This is a genomic window from Ochrovirga pacifica (genome assembly GCF_000220525.1).
Lineage (GTDB): Bacteria > Bacteroidota > Bacteroidia > Flavobacteriales > Flavobacteriaceae > Ochrovirga > Ochrovirga pacifica.
This window is the reverse complement of record NZ_AFPK01000068.1, coordinates 68,235-85,956: the sequence shown is the minus strand read 5'-3', so window position 1 is coordinate 85,956 and position 17,722 is coordinate 68,235. Positions and strand designations below refer to the sequence as shown.

The window sequence follows — 17,722 nt, the reverse complement described above, 5'->3', positions numbered from 1 at the left end:
AATATGAAAGTCTTATAAACCCCCATAACTCAACAGAGAAACGAGGATGCAAAATCCTCGTTTCTTTAACTATAATTTATACTAATAGTAAATAGAGTAAAAATAGTGTTTTTATAATATCCTGGATAGAATACTATTTTAATAACTCTTAATATGAGTTTAATATGCTTTCTAGTTTTTGTGTCAATTTTAATTTCATTGAAAACTATAATTTCATCACCCCCATATTACCCTTCTTAAAACTGCCTTAATTATTAAATTTAATTCTGCTAAGTAAAATGGTTTTGTAATATAATCATCTGCACCTAAATCTAAACCTTCTAATTTATTAGAGAAGGAATTGTTTGCTGAAATAATAATAACATTAGCTCTTTTTTTATTTTTTTGAGCAATTTTAATATATCGAGTCCACTTCCAGAAATTAAATTAATATCTAAAATTATAAGATCATAATCATAAATAGCTGCTTTGTTTGCAGCTTCTTCAAAGTTGGACGCTACTTCACAGATGTTACCATCACCTTCTAAATGCGTAACTATAGACTTCTGTAAGTCTATTTCATCTTCTGCTATTAGATATTTGATATTATAAAAGTAATATTTAATTCTAAAATTATTCTAAAGAGAAAAAGATGTATTGTAAAATACATCTTAATTTACGGTTAAAAGTATAATAGTTATTGTGCTATGAGTCGTTTTACTTCTCCACAGGTTAGCATTGCTTTACCAAAATATGGATTGATTACTTTTTCTTCTTTACTCAACCAATACGCTCCCTTATTGTTATCACCCATTGGACAAAATTCTACATATACTTTTTCCTTAACACCAAACATTTGTACCACATTTATTAAGTTTAATGATAGATGTTTAAAATGGTCTCTTTGAATCTTTATATCAGTGGTTTTAGAAATAGTGATTGAAGCCGATTTTATTTCTTTTTCTAATGACATCCAATGTGTGTGAGCATTATTGTCTGATACTAATTTCATATCTACTTTGCCTAAATTGTTTAATAAATTTGTGGCATTTGTTGAGGCTTTTTTAACATCATCAGTTACTAAAGCATCTTTTAAATTGATGTAATCATTATAAACAACTTTTAATTGTTCTTGAAATTTTACTGACACTTCCAAACGTTCATTCATATTGGTAAGGTCACTTTCTTTTTTTGATGCATTATTATCCATTCCTAAATGTCCTTCGTGGCCTGTCATTGTTTTACCACCATCTTTATTCATCATTGATTTTTTGCCTTGTAATTGGGCTGCTGCATCGACTGTAAATGTTCCATTTGTAACTATTTCATCACCATTATTAACCCCCTCTAATACTTCATAATTATCACCTATTTTATTACCTAATATAATTTTTCTTATTTCAAAAACAGGTTGAGTAGAGTGTGTTTTTACATACACAACTGAACGTTTTCCAGTCCATAGAACTGCTGTAGATGGAATTACGAGTATTTGCCCTTTACTAGATGATTTACCGTTAATATAACCTTCAACAAACATACCTGGTTTAAATACATCATTTTTATTAGTAAGCACCACACGTAAGGTTACTGTTCTTGTTTTAGTATTTAAAAGAGGGTCTATAAAATCTACCGTTCCTTTAAATTCTTTATTATGATAGGCATTAGTTGAAATCATCACCTCCTGTCCTTTTTTAAATAACGAAATTTGATTTTCGTACACATCAAAATTCGCCCAGACTGTTGCAAGGTTAGTCACTTTAAAAATAGGACGGCCATCCATAACATGAACACCTTCGTTCACTGTAATTTCAGATACAACCCCAGAAACGTGTGAATAGATAATGAATTGTGTTTTAATTATACCTGTCGTTTCTATTTCAGATAATTGAGAATTGTCAATTTTCCAATTTTTGAATTTATTACGAACAGCCTTGTATAATTCTGGTTGTGAATCCTTAATTTGATATGCCGTAATTAACTCTTGCTGTGCTGTAACTAGTTCTGGAGAATATACTTGAGCAATAGCTTGTCCCTTTTTTACGCTTTGTCCTAATGAATTTATGTACAATTTTTCAATACGACCATTAAAGTGTGCTGGTTGTGTTGCCGTTTCATCTTCATTTATAACAATTTTCCCTGATAATTTAATGGTATTATCTTTTATTTCACCATTACCAACAATTGATGTTTGAATGTTTGCCAATGCCATGGCATTTTCTGTTAACTTGAATTGGTCTGCTAATAAACCATCTGCACTAGTTTCTGCAGGAATTAAGTCCATACCACAAATAGGGCAGTCTCCTGGTTCTGGTTGCATAATCTGTGGATGCATTGAGCAAGTCCACATTTGATTGGTTTCTGCAACCTCATCGTGATTATGTTCTGTCTGTTCGTTTGATGAACCACTAAAAAGTAACCAACCCAACAATAGACCTATAGCAACTAAGCCTATATATATCACTATTTTATTATTTTTCATTTTCTAATCGTTTTATCATTGCTTTCATTTCTTCTATTTCCTTCTTTTGTGCTTTTATTATATCATCTGCTAATTTTTTAACTTCAGGGTCTTTTATATCCGCTCTTTCACTTGTTAATATTGCGATGGAATGGTGCGGTATCATTGCTTTCATCCAAAGGACATCACCAATAATTGGTGCTTGTGTTCTTACTAATCCTAATACACTTACAAAGAGAATAAAACTACCTGCAAGTATTGCTATATTCTTTTTTTTGTCTTTATACATTTTTCGCATAAAAAACCACATTATGACTGCCATTGTTGAAATACCCAAACACGTCATATAGAAACGTGTTAAGCTAAACCATACGTGGTCTATGGAATATGTATTTAAATACATTGTGATGTACATTGCTACAAATGAGCAAGCCAACATTATAAAGAAGGTTTTGTAATTTCCTTTGTTTGCGTGTTCTTTTGAATTTTCCATAATTAGTTTGATTTTATAGTTAAATTTTAATTGTTCTTAATCTTAAAGCATTTGCTATTACTGAAACAGAGCTAAAACTCATTGCTAACGCTGCTATCATTGGTGAGAGTAATATTCCGAAAAAAGGAAATAAAACACCTGCTGCAATAGGTACACCTAATGTGTTATAAATAAGTGCAAAAAATAGATTTTGCTTTATGTTTTTCATTACGGAATGACTTAAGTTTTTAGCCTTTACTATGCCGTGTAAATCACCTTTTACTAAAGTTATCATAGCACTTTCAATAGCTACAGAGGTACCTGTCCCCATTGCAATACCCACATCACTTTTTGCCAGTGCTGGTGCATCATTAATACCATCACCTGCCATAGCAACTACTTTGCCCTTTTCTTGCAGTTTTTCTACTTCTTTGAGTTTATCTTCTGGTAGCATACTGGCTTTGAAATCTGCCAAATTAAGTTCTGAAGCTACTGCTTGTGCTGTATCGTGATTATCGCCTGTAAGCATTATAACATCAATGCCTTTATCTTGAAGTACTTTAATAGCCTTGGCACTTGTTTCTTTTATTTTATCCCCTATAACTACATACCCGACAACGGTTTCATCTATTGACAAATAAGAAACTGTTTTGCCTTGTTTTTGGTAAGATTTCGCTTCATCTTTCATTTTAGAGGTAATGTCTGCTTTGACATATTCCATCATTCTAGGATTACCTAATGCTACATTTTTTCCATCAATTTTAGCTTCAACACCTTTTCCTGTAACAGCACTAAAATTTTTAGATTTTACTATTTCTGCGTTATGTTCCTTTCCATATTTAACTGTCGCTTCTGCCAAAGGATGTTCGCTATTGGTATTTAATGAAACGATGTATTGTAATACCTCTTTTTCGTTTAAAATATCACTAAAAGCACGAACTGTTTCTACCGTTGGTTTTCCTTCTGTAATTGTACCCGTTTTATCGACTATAAGTGTATTTACCTTGTCCATTTTTTCGAGAGCTTCGGCATTTTTAATCAATACACCATTTTGAGCACCTTTACCCACGCCAACCATTACAGACATAGGTGTTGCTAAACCTAAAGCACAAGGACACGCAATGATTAGTACTGCAATTGCATTGACCAATGCATACACATAAGCAGGTTCTGGTCCCCAAATTACCCAAACCATAAATGTGATGATAGAAATAAGAACTACAACTGGCACAAAATAACCTGATACCTTATCTGCTAAATTCTGAATAGGTGCGCGACTTCTACTGGCATCATTAACCATATGAATGATTTGTGAAAGTAAGGTATCACTTCCTACTTTTTCCGCTTTCATCAAGAATGATTGATTCCCATTAATGGTTCCGCTACTTACTTTATCATCTTGAGATTTGTTTACAGGAATAGGTTCTCCTGTAATCATAGATTCGTCAATGGTTGTTTCTCCTTCTGTTATTACACCATCCACAGGAATTTTATCACCTGGTTTTACTTTTAGAATATCATTTAATTCTATTTCATCGATACTGACTTCAATTTCTTCATCATCAACTATTTTTATGGCTTTATTAGGGGCTAATTTTAGTAACTCTTTTATTGCGGAATTGGTTTTGCTATGTGCACGCGCTTCTAACAACTGTCCTAAAAGCACCAAGGTTAAAATAACTGTAGCTGCTTCAAAATACACGTGGACTGCACCTGATTCAGTTTTAAACTGTGCCGGAAATACATCTGGAAACAACATACCAAAAACACTAAATAACCAAGCTACACCTGCACCAATCCCGATGAGTGTAAACATATTGAGATTCCACGTTTTTATGCTTCTATAAGCACGCTCAAAGAACATCCAAGTCGCGTAAAAGACAACTGGAATAGATAATCCAAACTGAATACAATTCCAATATTTCTGTTCCATTATATCGTACAATGGATTGTTATTAAGCATTTCGCTCATAGCCATTAAGAATATTGGTAATGTGAATGCAGTTGCTATCCAAAACTTCTTTAATAATTTTTTATAGGTCTTTTCTTCCGCTGAAACATCTGGTTGCATTGGTACTAAATCCATACCGCAAATAGGACACGAACCCGCTTCATCTTTTACAACTTCTGGATGCATTGGACACGTCCATTGTTCAGCTGTAGCTTGTTTTGATAGATTTTGTTCTTCGACCAAATCCATTCCGCAAACAGGACAATCGCCTGGTTTATCATAAGTTTTATCACCTTCGCAATGCATAGGACAATAAAATGTACCTGTGCCTTTTGCTTTTGGTTGATTTTCCTTTTTATCTTCTAAATGGTGATGATGTTCACCTTGTTTATGAATACTGTATCTCCCACCATCGTTTTTTAAGGCTTCTTGAAATGTTTCTATAGGAATATGTTGATCCATCTCGATTTTTGCTTCTGCCTTTTCTAAATTGACGGTTGCTTTTGAAACACCTTTTACTTTAGAAAGTGTTTCTTCTACGTGAGTACGACAACCGTTGCAGGTCATTCCGTGTATATGATATGTATGTTTCATTTTAGTTTTATTTATTAAAAAAAGTAAAGTAACCAAATAAGAAACTAGACATTTCCAAAAGGTATTAAATACTTGCTGTTATTTAGAATTAGAAATCATTGTTTAATTGAATGATTGATAAAGCATAGTGATTATAACTATAGTAATAACGATAGTATAGATTATGTAATTTGACCATCTTCTTATTCCGTTTTGTTGATTTTTTTTATCAAAACTGTCTTTACAACATTCTTTCATTTTTATTAATTGCTATTAACTTTATAATTATTACTCTATGGTTTTTATAACAGAACCACATTTAAGCATTTTACTACCATAATATGGATTTTTAACATCTTTACTTAAACTTAACCAAGTTGAACCATCACCGTACATTGGGCAAAACTGTTCGTATAATTTTGATGTTGTTCCTGAAATAGCAACCATATCTATAATATCTTTACTTAAAGTTTTAAAATGTTCACGTTGATGACCTATAGCACTTTTAGTAATATGCTCTGCATGTTCGGTCGCATCTTCTATAATGTCAGCCAATTCTTTTTGCTGTTCGGCCGTATAGCTTGATGTATCAAAGGCTTTAAGAGAAGCCGCCAATTTAGAACCATTTTGAGCTGACTTTTTAGAATCATCTGCAACTAAAGCATCTTTTAGACTTAAATAGTCAGATAAAATAGCTTCAGTCTTTACGTCTTGCATTTTGTCCATATTCATTTTCATGCCATCCACTTTCATATCACCGTGATTATGGTTCATTTTTTCTTTTCCCTGTGCATTGGTAAAAGAAACTATCAACAATAGCATTGTTAATATATTTATTTTTAAATTTTTCATTAATTATTTTTAAATTATTATTTATAAACTATCCTTTAATATTGTGATGAAATTGATTATTTCATTCATTTCTTTCTTTGAGAACTTTGCATCCTTATGAATTAAAGTGTAAGAATCTAAAGGCATTTCTCCGCTTTCTATTTGTTTGATAATTGATCGAAGTTTACTTTTTTTTCTTCGATTTGAAAGTGAATCCCATTCGTTAAAATTAAGTTCAGCTTTTCCTTCTTTAATGTGATCTTCTAAAAACCAAGCAATAGGTTGTACTTTATTATACCAAGGGTATTGGGTATTATTACTATGGCAGTCATAGCAGGAAACCTCTAACTTTTTTTGAACAGTTTCAGGCACATTATTAACCAACATAAAATCAGTTTCGAGCACAGTATTACTTTGGTTGCGTGTTGTGGGAACAAACTGAATTCCCACTAACGCTACCAATAAAACCAATGCTATAATTTTAACAATTTTCATTTAGTTAATTTCTCTTTGCACTTTACCACACTTAAGCATTTTGTTACCATAGTATGGGTTTTTCACTTCATTACTCATACTTAACCACGCTGAACCACCATCGTACATTGGACAAAACTGCTCGTATAGTTTTGTTGTTGTTCCTGTAATGGCAACCATATCTATAATATCTTTACTTAAAATTTTAAAATGCTCACGTTGGTGTGGCATTGGACTTTCTGAAATATGCTCTGCATGTTCCACTGCATCTTCTATGATATCTGAAAGTTCTTCTTGTTCTTGTTTATTATATTTAGAAATATCTAATTTAGATATACTTTGTTTTAATACTCCTCCATATTCTTTTGCTTTTGCTTCATCATCGGAAACTAATGCATTTTTTAAATTGAAATAATCGTTTAGTATCATTACGGCATCATCGTCTTGATTGTTATCCATTACCATTTCTTTTTTATCACTATTATGGTGACCATCGCTATTGTTATGATTCATTTCTGAATGAGAACCTTTAGTATTACTGTTTTCTTTTTTAATGTCTTTACAAGACATTACTGTTAATGCTAAAAATGCCATTGCTAAAATTTCTGTTGTTGTTTTTAAAATTTTCATTTTTTAATTATTTATTAGTTACTATTTTTTGTTTAAAATCTTATTAAAAAACCAGCTCCCCAACCATATCTGTTATTATAATTTGATTGGATTGAAAAATTTCGTGATAAAATATAAGATGCTCCAACCAACCACTGAGTTTCATCTTGATAAGATTTATTTCCTATATTATTTACCCAACCAAAATCTCCTCTATATTCATATTCTCCTTCTATAAAAAGTCTTGGAAAAAGTAAAAGCTCCCTATCTAAACGGATTCTAGGTCGAAGTTGATGATCCATACTCACATCTACATTAAATCTATAAGGTGTAAAGTATTTAATACCTACTAGTCCTATAGTATTAAATGTGTCATAAGAATCGGGGGTTGATGTTTCGGTGTTTACACCTGCATACACGCGCACCCAATCATTTAAGTATCGGTTGTAGTTTACTTCTACTTCAGCATTTTGGTTATAGTCAAATTCTGCACGCAAGCCAAATTCATTTCTAATGTTACTAGACATAAGGTTTAATTCTGTGAAATTTGAACCTGTACGAGCCATTCCCCAAGAATAATAGTGGTCTGTCTCGTCAATTAATTTTTGAACCGGATAGGCTTCCATTCTTTCATCTCTTGGCGTGTCATAACTAAATACTCTTGCCATACCCCCCATCATATGATATAATACGTGACAATGAAAAAACCAATCACCATACTCTTCATTATAAAACTCTATAACTACTTTTTGCATTGGTGGCACATTAACCGTATGCTTTAAAGGCGAACGTTCTCCATTTTCATTAATAACCCTGAAATAATGACCGTGAAGGTGCATTGGGTGGTGCATCATGGTTAAGTTATTTAGTGTAATTCTTGTAACCTCACCACTTTTAATTTTAATCTTATCTGTTTCAGATAAAGGGACTCCGTTTATACTCCAAATGTAGCGTTGCATATTTCCAGTTAGATTGAGTAAAAGATCATTTACAGGTATATCATCCTTATAAGTAGTATTTTCTTTAGCCTTTAAAAAATCATAGTTAAAATAGGTTTTACGTGTGCTGTAATCAAAGGATGCCGTATCCTTCTGTATCATAGACATATCGTGACCCATATGGCCATCCATCTTGTGCGACGGTTGGGTGGATTTCATTGACATTGTATCTTTTTTTATTCCTGCCATACCGTCCATCTTTTTATCCGTCTCCATATGCATATGATTTTTACTCATATCCATAGGTTTTTGGTCTTCCATTTTCATTTTATCATCCATTTGACCGTTATTCATTGACATCTTATCGTGCATTCCCATTTGCATCTGCCCATCCTTCATATTCATCTTCATACCGTACTTCTGCATCAAATATTTGGGTGTACTCTTCTTTTTGTTGCCAGCCATTGCAGGTGCTCCCATTTTCATATCCATTTTGGCCATTTGCTTCATCATCGCAATTTTGTTTGGTCTATCTATTAAAGTTGCAGGAAAAAGTTTCCCATTTCCTAAACGAATGGATGTACTACCAGAGCCATCTTGTGCTGTGGCCGTAACTTCCAACGTACCGTTGGGAATAGTTACGATAACATCGTAGGTTTCAGCTATTGCAAATAGAAATCTATTTTTATGTACTGGTACTACATCAACCCCGTCACTTGAAACTACCATTGGGTTTCCAGCTCCAAAGTCCATCCAATAATATGTAGAAGCTGAAGCATTTATAAAGCGAAGCCTTATTTTTTCACCAGGTTTAAATTTAGGGTATTCTGCAAGTTTTTTTCCGTTAGTTAAAAACGTAGGGTAATATACGTCTGCAATATCTGCACCTTCCATTCTATCACGCCAAAATTTTAATTGTGCACCTAATGCCCCTTCTTTTATTACTCTACTTAAAGGAACAGCTGTCCCTTTTTTAACTTGATACCATTCGTTACCTCTTTTTAAGTTACGTAAAACATTCATTGGTTTTTCGTTTGTCCAATCAGATAAGACTACCACTAAATCTTTATCATAATCCAATGTTTTTTCTTTAGGCTGAATAACAATTGAGCCATATACTCCTTTCTGCTCTTGTAACATTGTATGGGAATGATACCAATACGTACCAGATTGGTTGATAGGGATTCTATATTGAAATGTTGTTCCAGGCTTTATTGGTGGTGTTGTTAAATAGGGCACACCATCATAAAAATTAGGAAGGATTAATCCGTGCCAATGCACAGAGGTTTCTTCATCCATCTTGTTGGTAACATTGATAATGGCGAGATCTCCTTCATTAAATTCCAAAGTGGGTCCAGGAATACTACCATTGATAGTCATACCTTTTGAGGTTACACCAGCAAGGGTCATTTCATTTTTTTCTATAGTCAGGTTATATTCTTTTATATTTCTTCCTTTTTCGTTTCTGTCATCTCCATTTGTTCCTACTTGGGCAAATGCAATTGATGTCAGAAATAAGAAAATAATAGTATTAATTGTTTTCATTGTTTACTGAATTAAATAATTAATAATTGTGATTTGAACATAATAGCTCTTAACAGACTCTATTTGATTCATTTGAAACTTTAGTTGTAGTTCTTGGATATCAAGTACATCGTTAAAATCAATTGTTCCTGTTTCGTAGTTTTTTAATAAAATATTTTCTGCATTTTTGGCTTGTTTAAGATTTTTAACTTGGGTAACATAACTTATTCTTGCTGAAATTCTATCGTTTATGGCCTTATCTAAAAGTGTTTCCAAAGTATTTAAGCGTTCTTGTTTTTGAGCTGTTATTTCTTTCTGTCCTAACTCATTTTGCTTGGTTTGAGATCTATATTTTTTGTTAAAAATTGGAATGGAAACTGAAACCATAGGCATCACAATATCTTTTCCGTTTTCGCTAAAATCCATGTTAGGACGTTTATCAACACTGATATAATCCAAACCAAAACCAATCATAGGACTACTTTCTTTTTGATTTAGCAACTCTGATTGTTCTATGGATTGATATAGTTTATCATACTTCAACAATTCTGGGTGTAGCCCTAGGTTATTAGTAGTAATTACATAGTCTTCTGAAGGCATCATTAAATCATCTACCACAGTAACTACAACATTATTTTCTCTATTCAAAAGATTATTAAGAGTTGTTTGTTCTGCTAAAAATTGTTGATGCAATATATCTTTTAGTTGTTGTAATTCATTTTGACGCATTTGCAATCTCAACACATCTACAGCAGATGCATTACCAACCTCTACTGCTGTTAACGCTAATATTTCATACGTTCCTAACAGCTTTATGTTGTCCTTTAAGACCTCTTGCTTTGCTTTATTAGCATATAAATTATAATAAGACTGGGATATAGAAGCCATCAATTTTCGCTTAGCAATAACAATGTCTTCATATTTTGCATCTGCCAATGAATTGATATAATTTTCACGTGATGTAATGGTTCCAAACCAAGGCATCATCTGCTTTACCGAAAGCTTAAAACGTTGTGCACCTGTTCGTGTTTCTGGTTCACTTACAAAGTAACCTACACCAAATTCGGTATTAGGCAATGTATTTACTTCATTCACTTTTTCTGAAGCGATGTTATATTGTAACTCAAATTTTTGAATTTCTGGATTATTTTTTAGTCCCTCATCTATAAGAGATTCTAATTCTTGAGCACTAGAAATACAATAAGTTAATAAACTGATAAGTGTATAAATTATTCTTTTCATTTGTTTCCTCTTTTTAATTTTAACTCTTCTCTTAAGCTATATAAAACAGGTACAATAAAATAAGAGGTAATATCTATAACCATTCCTCCAAATATTGGAATTGCCATAGGTATCATTATATCACTTCCTTTTCCTGTGGAGGTTAATACCGGTAATAGCGCTAATATTGTAGTTACAGTGGTCATTAAACATGGGCGAATACGTTTTTCCGCAGCTTGTAAAGCAGCTGCTCTAATTCTCTTTTTATCAGCAGGTTTGTCACGTTCAAAAGTTTGTGTAAGGTATGTTGCCATTACCACACCATCGTCAGTAGCAATTCCAAATAGAGCAATGAATCCTACCCAAACAGCAACACTTAAATTGACTGTTTTCATATTGAAAAGATCTCGTATATTCTCTCCAAATAGATTGAAATTGAAGAACCAATCTTGACCGTATAACCATATCATAATAAAACCACCTGCAAATGCAACTGTTATTCCAGTAAAAACCATTAGTGATGTAGAAACAGATTTGAATTGGAAATACAGAATCAGAAAAATTATAGCGAGTGCCAAAGGAACAACGACAGACAGTGTTTTTTCTGCTCGTAATTGATTTTCATACGTTCCTGTAAATTTATAGCTAATACCCTTTGGAACATTTAGATCTCCTGAATCTATTTTCTGTTGAAACAATTTTTGTGCATTTTCTACCACATCAACCTCTGCAAATCCATTTAATTTATCGAACAAAACATAACCTACTAAAAAAGTATCTTCACTTTTAATCACTTGTGGTCCTTGCTCATATCTAATTGTTGCTAATTCGCTCAACGGAACTGGACTTCCTTTTTCAACAGGAATATAAATACCTTTTATATCTTCTGGATTACCACGCAGCTCTCTTGGATAACGAACTCGGATACCATAACGCTCTCTACCTTCAACGGTTTGTGTGATTGCCATACCTCCAATAGCTACTTTTAGCACACTTTGCACATCTTCAATAGCAATACCATAACGGGCAATTTTCTCTCTATCAATATCAATCAATAAATAGGGTTTCCCTACAATTCTATCTGCAAATACAGCTTCAACTTTTACCCCATCAGCTTGTTTTAAAAGGTTTTCTAATTGCAATCCAAATTCTTCAATTTGTTGTAGATTTTGTCCTTTTACTTTTATTCCCATGGGTGCACGCATTCCTGTTTGCAGCATTACTAATCGGGTTTCTATAGGTTGTAATTTAGGTGCGGAGGTCACCCCTGGTAATTTGGTAACTTTTACAATTTCGTTCCAAATATCATCGGGACTTTTAATTTCTGGTCGCCAATTACGATAATATTCTCCGTTATTATCTTCTATTAATTGAGTATTTTTAACACTTGTAAAAACAACGTTTTTTGAATTGTTAGGGTTTTCTATAAATCTTCCATCTTTTAATTTAAAAGCACCATTTTCATTTACTTTATAACGTTGTCTTTCTCCTTTGTTATTTCGCATATATTCAGTTTTATACTGAATCATATTTTCATACATCGATAAAGGAGCAGGGTCTAAAGCAGATTCTGTTCGTCCAGCTTTTCCAACTACGGTTTCAATTTCTGGAATAGTGGCTACTGCCATGTCTAACTGCTGAAGAACACGTTTATTTTCTTCAATTCCTGAATGTGGTAATGAGGTTGGCATTAATAGAAAAGAACCTTCGTTTAGAGATGGCATAAATTCTTTTCCCGTATTTTTCATAATCCATCCTCCAAAAACTAAAACAGTTGCTGGTATCATTAAAAACAAAAGTTTGTTTGCTAATGCCCATTTTAAAATACGACCATAATAAATTCTAAAAACAGAAAAAGTTCCTAAAATCCCAAAACAAATTATAGATACAAAAATAAGATTGACTAAAATACTTCTGTCAAAGCCTAATGGTCTCCAATATTCAGCAAGTAAAAATATAATGGCAGTACACGAAATAATAATATTTACAAGATTACTGTTTTTCTTATTTAGTTTTCCCAAGACTCCAAGTAAACCGGTAATACCAAAAGCAATTAAAATAATCCCTAAAAAATATCCAGTAACCATAATTGCTATTCCAGCAATTATTAAAGCACCATTTATGATGTATTTAAATGACTTTTTAAGTGATGTTTTTCTGAATAAATATGCTGCAAACGGTGGAATTAAAAATAATGCAATTATCAAAGATGCAGATAAGGCCATTGTTTTGGTAAATGCTAAAGGTCTGAATAACTTACCTTCGGCACCTATCATTGTAAAAACAGGAATGAAACTGATAATTGTAGTTAATACAGCTGTTAGGATTGCACCAGAAACTTCAGCTGTAGCATTGTAAACCACTTCATTAATACTTAACTCTTTACCTTCTGTGTTTAGTCTCAAGTTATCATCATCGAGATGACGAATCATATTTTCTGCTAGAATAACCCCCACATCTACCATTGTTCCAATAGCAATAGCAATACCCGAAAGCGCTACAATATTAGCATCTACATGAAATAGTTTCATGGTAATAAAAACAATTAATACAGCAACAGGTAACAAACCAGAGATTAAAATAGAAGCTCTTAAATTAAAAACCATTACAATAATTACCAAAATGGTAATTAAAATTTCTAATGTCAATGCTTCGCTAAGAGTGTGTAAGGTTTCTTCAATAAGTTCTGTACGATCGTAAAAAGGAACTACTGTTAATTGTGATGTTCGTCCATCTTTTAATATTTTTGTTGGTAACCCTCCTTTTAACTCCTCAATTTTACCTTTTACATTATTTATGACTTCCATTGGGTTAGCACCATATCTTGCCACCACAACACCACCAACGACTTCAGCCCCTTCTTTATCTAACAAACCTCTCCTTGTTGCTGGTCCTAAAGAAACTTTACCTATATCTTTTATTTTAATAGCTGTAAAATCTTCGGAAGCAACTACTGCATTTTCAATATCTTCGATGGATTTTATATACCCTAAACCACGAACTAAATATTCAGCTTGATTTATTTCTATAGTTTGTGCTCCTATATCTTGATTACTACCTTTTACAGCTTTTACAACTTGATTTAATCCAATATTATATTGACGCATTAGCTCTGGATTCACATCAACTTGATATTCTTGAACATAGCCACCAATAGAAGCCACTTCAGAAACTCCACTAGCAGACGACAGGGCATATTTCACATAGTAATCTTGAATGCTACGTAGTTCGTGTAAATCCCAACCACCAGTTGCGTTTCCGTTTTCATCACGACCTTCAAGTGTGTACCAAAAAATTTGACCTAATCCTGTGGCATCAGGCCCCAAAGCAGGATTAACACCTTCAGGTAACAAACCACTTGGTAAAGAGTTTAGTTTTTCGAGAATACGACTCCTACTCCAGTAAAATTCTATGTCTTCTTCAAAAATGATATAGATACTTGAAAACCCAAACATAGAAGAACTACGTATGGTTTTTACTCCTGGAATCCCTAATAGGGAAGTAGTAAGTGGGTAGGTGATCTGATCTTCGATATCTTGGGGAGAACGACCATCCCATTTTGTAAATACAATTTGTTGATTTTCTCCAATATCTGGAATGGCATCAACAGCCACAGGATTACTAGGTAAAAAACCTGTATCCCAATTAAAAGGTGCGTTTACTGTACCCCATCCAACAAAAAGGACAAGTAGTAGTACCGCAACGAGTTTATTTTCTATAAGAAACTTGATTGCTTTATTTAGCATATATTTTGATAATTAAACAGTTAGACTTTGATATTAAGAAAATACCGAATACTACATTATATCCTTATAACATAAATTGTTACAGGATAAAACAGTCTATTGTTTAAAAAATCAAATTAAATAAGTCTCGTCAAGCTTAAAGATTTTCTTGACGACATGAGGTCTTCTGTATAATGAAAAAGAAGATACTTTTTTATTAACACTTTCAAAAAGATTTATGTAAGTGTAGACAAATGAAGCAATAAATAATTGTTGATCAAAAGTAATTTTGTTTACTTGTAATTGTATTTCGTCTTGACCATCAACTACCATCTGTTTATCATTACAACAATCCTTTTTTAGAATAGAACATTCTTCAGTTGAAGGAGATTGCATTTCCATACCACATCCTTTAGCTTTATGAAATATAGCTGTTTCTACTAAAGTATCACCACAATAGTGCATATCAAACGAGTAAGACATAGTAGAACATAGTACTACCAAAGTCATTATAAATGATATTATTTTATGTGATATTTGTTTCATAACCACTTCAAAATTACAAAAAATAATATAATGAATATTTATTTTTTGAAAAAAAACAGACATTTAACTCCATTCCATACGTTGCAGTCTAATCGCATTTAAAATAGCTAATAATGCAACACCTACATCTGCAAAGACTGCTTCCCACATTGTTGCTAAACCACTTGTTCCTAAAACTAATACAATTAACTTTACACCAAATGCCAAAATAATATTTTGCCATACATTTTTTTTTGTTGAACGACTTATCTTAATTGCTTTAACAACTTTAGAAGGTTGATCTGTTTGAATAATAACATCTGCAGTTTCTATGGCAACATCACTACCTAATCCTCCCATTGCTATTCCTACATTACTTGCTGCTAGTACAGGAGCATCATTTATACCATCACCAATAAAAGCTATTTTATTTTCTGTATTTTTCTTTAATACTTCAACTTCTTTTAATTTATCTTCAGGTAACAAACCACCTTTAGCTATTTTTATATTTAATTCTTTAGCTATTTTTTGAGTAATAGAGTCTTTATCACCTGATAACATAACTATGTGTTTAATTCCAATGCTATGTAATGCTGTAATTGTTTTAATTGCATCTTCTTTTAATTCGTCGGCAATTACTACATAACCAGAAAACACATTGTTTATAGCTACCAATACTATGGATTCTATAATTGTATCTATTTCTTTAGAAAGTTTGATATTATTAGACTCCATTAAGGCTTTATTACCTACTAAGACTGTTTTTCCATTTATTACAGCTTTTAAACCTTTTCCTGCTATTTCAGACACTTCGGATACCTGATATTCTATGCCACTATCTTTATAATCCAAAATAGCTTTGGAAATAGGGTGTGTAGATTGTGATTCCATAGCCATTAGATACTTCATAAATTCAGATTCATCAATATCTAAAGTTTTAATTTCTTTTATCTTAAAAACACCTTTGGTTACAGTCCCTGTTTTATCCATAACTAATGTGTTAATTTTAGTCATTGCTTCAAGAAAAGATGCACCTTTAAATAAAATTCCATTTTTAGAAGCAGCCCCCAATCCACCAAAGTAGCCTAAAGGGATAGAAATTACCAATGCACAAGGACAAGAAATCACTAAGAATATTAAAGCACGATATAGCCAAACTTTAAAAACATAATCATCTACAAAAAAATATGGTAAAAATGTAACACCTATTGCTAAAAAGACAACAATTGGTGTGTAAACTCTTGCAAATTTTCTAATGAATAATTCAGTTTTTGATTTTCTAGCAGTAGCATTTTGGACCATATCAAGAATACGAGCTATTGAACTGTCTTTAAATTCTTTGGTAGTTTCAATTTCAATAACACCTCCCATATTAATACTACCTGCAAATACTTTTTCGCCCTTCATTATGGTGTTCGGTTTACTTTCACCTGTTAATGCTGCTGTGTTGAATGAACCTTTATTAGAAAGGAGGGTTCCATCCAAAGGAATTTTTTCACCCAAACGTACTTGTACTTTTTCTCCAATTTGTACGGTTTCTGGTTTTACAGAAACATATTTATTATTACGGTAAACCTGTGCTTTATTTGGACGAACATCAAGTAAAGCTTTTATGTTACTCTTAGCTCTTTTAACTGCTGCACCTTGAAATAATTCACCAACTGCGTAAAATAACATTACAGCAACACCTTCGGGATATTCACCAATAATAAACGCACCAATAGTAGCAATAGACATTAAAAAGAATTCAGTAAATACATCACCTTTTTTAATACTTTCCCAACCTTCTTTTACAACTGGAAATCCGACAGGTAAATAAGCAATACCATACCATATTATGCGAATCCAATCCTTGAAAAAGGTAACATTAAAATAGTCTAAACCAATACCTATAATTAGCATTGTAAAACTAATGATAGCTGGAATATAGGTATTAATTTTACTTGAGTTACCACTATGATTGTGGCCATCGTTGTGACTATGTTGTTCTTCTGAATTTGGTTTTAAACCTCTTAAATTGACTTTCTTTTTCTTCATTTTGAATTAAATAATTTCTTAATATCATCAGGAATAGTCATAGGCTTTAACGGAGGTACATTGGCACCTCCTGTATTACCAAGAGGCACGTGGTTTATAAATGATTTCCAACCACCTACAATTAATCTTATAATTTGTCCAAATACTTCTTTGGTATTTTTTTGCATTAAGCCAAATTTTAGCATTAACCAATGTGAGTAAGTATGCTCCATTGAATAAGATTGACCTACGATATGACTTCTTTCTAAATGATGCCAAGCATTTTTATATTGTTTTTTATCTAAATAATAGCGATAGTACTTTAACTCCTTAAGGTATGCTTGTTTTAGATATTTAGGTATTCTTAAATTAATCTTCATTAAAAAATTTTAACTAAAAATACCTAAAAATAAAATGCAATAGAAG

The 17,722-nt window shown here is 32.3% G+C and carries 12 protein-coding genes and 1 pseudogene; all 13 read right to left on the bottom strand.

Annotated elements, in window-relative coordinates; all coding sequences use genetic code 11:
• Window positions 1-216 precede the first annotated feature (216 nt).
• Window positions 217-539 (bottom strand): annotated as a pseudogene (locus FS85_RS16555) (response regulator transcription factor).
• Window positions 540-676: 137 nt separating this feature from the next.
• The gene (locus FS85_RS0113090) at window positions 677-2,458 is read right to left on the bottom strand and encodes an efflux RND transporter periplasmic adaptor subunit (RefSeq protein WP_010136803.1); all 1,782 of its coding nucleotides are present in this window, start codon (window positions 2,456-2,458) and stop codon (window positions 677-679) included.
• The gene (locus FS85_RS0113085; RefSeq protein ID WP_010136802.1) at window positions 2,448-2,930 is read right to left on the bottom strand and encodes a DUF305 domain-containing protein; all 483 of its coding nucleotides are present in this window, start codon (window positions 2,928-2,930) and stop codon (window positions 2,448-2,450) included. Before FS85_RS0113085 ends, FS85_RS0113090 begins: the two co-directional genes overlap by 11 nt.
• 19 nt (window positions 2,931-2,949) lie before the next feature.
• Window positions 2,950-5,454 (bottom strand): heavy metal translocating P-type ATPase, encoded by a 2,505-nt coding sequence (locus FS85_RS0113080; RefSeq protein WP_010136801.1) that lies wholly within the window; start codon window positions 5,452-5,454, stop codon window positions 2,950-2,952.
• Window positions 5,455-5,721: 267 nt separating this feature from the next.
• Window positions 5,722-6,285: a DUF3347 domain-containing protein gene (locus FS85_RS0113075; protein WP_010136800.1), complete on the bottom strand. Its 564-nt coding sequence runs from the start codon at window positions 6,283-6,285 to the stop codon at window positions 5,722-5,724.
• A 21-nt stretch (window positions 6,286-6,306) separates the two neighbouring features.
• Entirely contained in the window at window positions 6,307-6,759 is a 453-nt protein-coding gene (locus FS85_RS0113070) for a heme-binding domain-containing protein (RefSeq protein WP_010136799.1), read from the bottom strand.
• Window positions 6,760-7,368 (bottom strand): DUF3347 domain-containing protein, encoded by a 609-nt coding sequence (locus FS85_RS0113065; RefSeq protein ID WP_010136797.1) that lies wholly within the window; start codon window positions 7,366-7,368, stop codon window positions 6,760-6,762.
• 32 nt (window positions 7,369-7,400) lie between these two features.
• Window positions 7,401-9,830 carry a multicopper oxidase domain-containing protein gene (locus tag FS85_RS0113060; RefSeq protein ID WP_010136796.1) on the bottom strand — a complete coding sequence of 810 codons (2,430 nt, stop codon included), beginning with the start codon at window positions 9,828-9,830 and terminating at the stop codon, window positions 7,401-7,403.
• Between the two features lie 3 nt (window positions 9,831-9,833).
• On the bottom strand, window positions 9,834-11,051 hold the full coding sequence (locus FS85_RS0113055; RefSeq protein ID WP_010136795.1) for a TolC family protein: 1,218 nt from the start codon (window positions 11,049-11,051) through the stop codon (window positions 9,834-9,836).
• Window positions 11,048-14,776 (bottom strand): efflux RND transporter permease subunit, encoded by a 3,729-nt coding sequence (locus FS85_RS0113050; protein WP_010136794.1) that lies wholly within the window; start codon window positions 14,774-14,776, stop codon window positions 11,048-11,050. Before FS85_RS0113050 ends, FS85_RS0113055 begins: the two co-directional genes overlap by 4 nt.
• A 111-nt stretch (window positions 14,777-14,887) precedes the next feature.
• Window positions 14,888-15,301: an HYC_CC_PP family protein gene (locus FS85_RS0113045; protein WP_029489478.1), complete on the bottom strand. Its 414-nt coding sequence runs from the start codon at window positions 15,299-15,301 to the stop codon at window positions 14,888-14,890.
• A 63-nt stretch (window positions 15,302-15,364) separates the two neighbouring features.
• Window positions 15,365-17,317 (bottom strand): heavy metal translocating P-type ATPase, encoded by a 1,953-nt coding sequence (locus tag FS85_RS0113040; RefSeq protein ID WP_010136792.1) that lies wholly within the window; start codon window positions 17,315-17,317, stop codon window positions 15,365-15,367.
• The gene (locus tag FS85_RS0113035; RefSeq protein ID WP_010136791.1) at window positions 17,314-17,676 is read right to left on the bottom strand and encodes a DUF3703 domain-containing protein; all 363 of its coding nucleotides are present in this window, start codon (window positions 17,674-17,676) and stop codon (window positions 17,314-17,316) included. Before FS85_RS0113035 ends, FS85_RS0113040 begins: the two co-directional genes overlap by 4 nt.
• Between the last annotated feature and the right edge of the window lie 46 nt (window positions 17,677-17,722).

Coding starts and splice junctions, on each gene's coding strand:
- FS85_RS0113090 (WP_010136803.1), bottom strand. CDS start 2,458: ATGAAAAATAATAAAATAGTGATATATATAGGCTTAGTTGCTATAGGT.
- FS85_RS0113085 (WP_010136802.1), bottom strand. CDS start 2,930: ATGGAAAATTCAAAAGAACACGCAAACAAAGGAAATTACAAAACCTTC.
- FS85_RS0113080 (WP_010136801.1), bottom strand. CDS start 5,454: ATGAAACATACATATCATATACACGGAATGACCTGCAACGGTTGTCGT.
- FS85_RS0113075 (WP_010136800.1), bottom strand. CDS start 6,285: ATGAAAAATTTAAAAATAAATATATTAACAATGCTATTGTTGATAGTT.
- FS85_RS0113070 (WP_010136799.1), bottom strand. CDS start 6,759: ATGAAAATTGTTAAAATTATAGCATTGGTTTTATTGGTAGCGTTAGTG.
- FS85_RS0113065 (WP_010136797.1), bottom strand. CDS start 7,368: ATGAAAATTTTAAAAACAACAACAGAAATTTTAGCAATGGCATTTTTA.
- FS85_RS0113060 (WP_010136796.1), bottom strand. CDS start 9,830: ATGAAAACAATTAATACTATTATTTTCTTATTTCTGACATCAATTGCA.
- FS85_RS0113055 (WP_010136795.1), bottom strand. CDS start 11,051: ATGAAAAGAATAATTTATACACTTATCAGTTTATTAACTTATTGTATT.
- FS85_RS0113050 (WP_010136794.1), bottom strand. CDS start 14,776: ATGCTAAATAAAGCAATCAAGTTTCTTATAGAAAATAAACTCGTTGCG.
- FS85_RS0113045 (WP_029489478.1), bottom strand. CDS start 15,301: ATGAAACAAATATCACATAAAATAATATCATTTATAATGACTTTGGTA.
- FS85_RS0113040 (WP_010136792.1), bottom strand. CDS start 17,317: ATGAAGAAAAAGAAAGTCAATTTAAGAGGTTTAAAACCAAATTCAGAA.
- FS85_RS0113035 (WP_010136791.1), bottom strand. CDS start 17,676: ATGAAGATTAATTTAAGAATACCTAAATATCTAAAACAAGCATACCTT.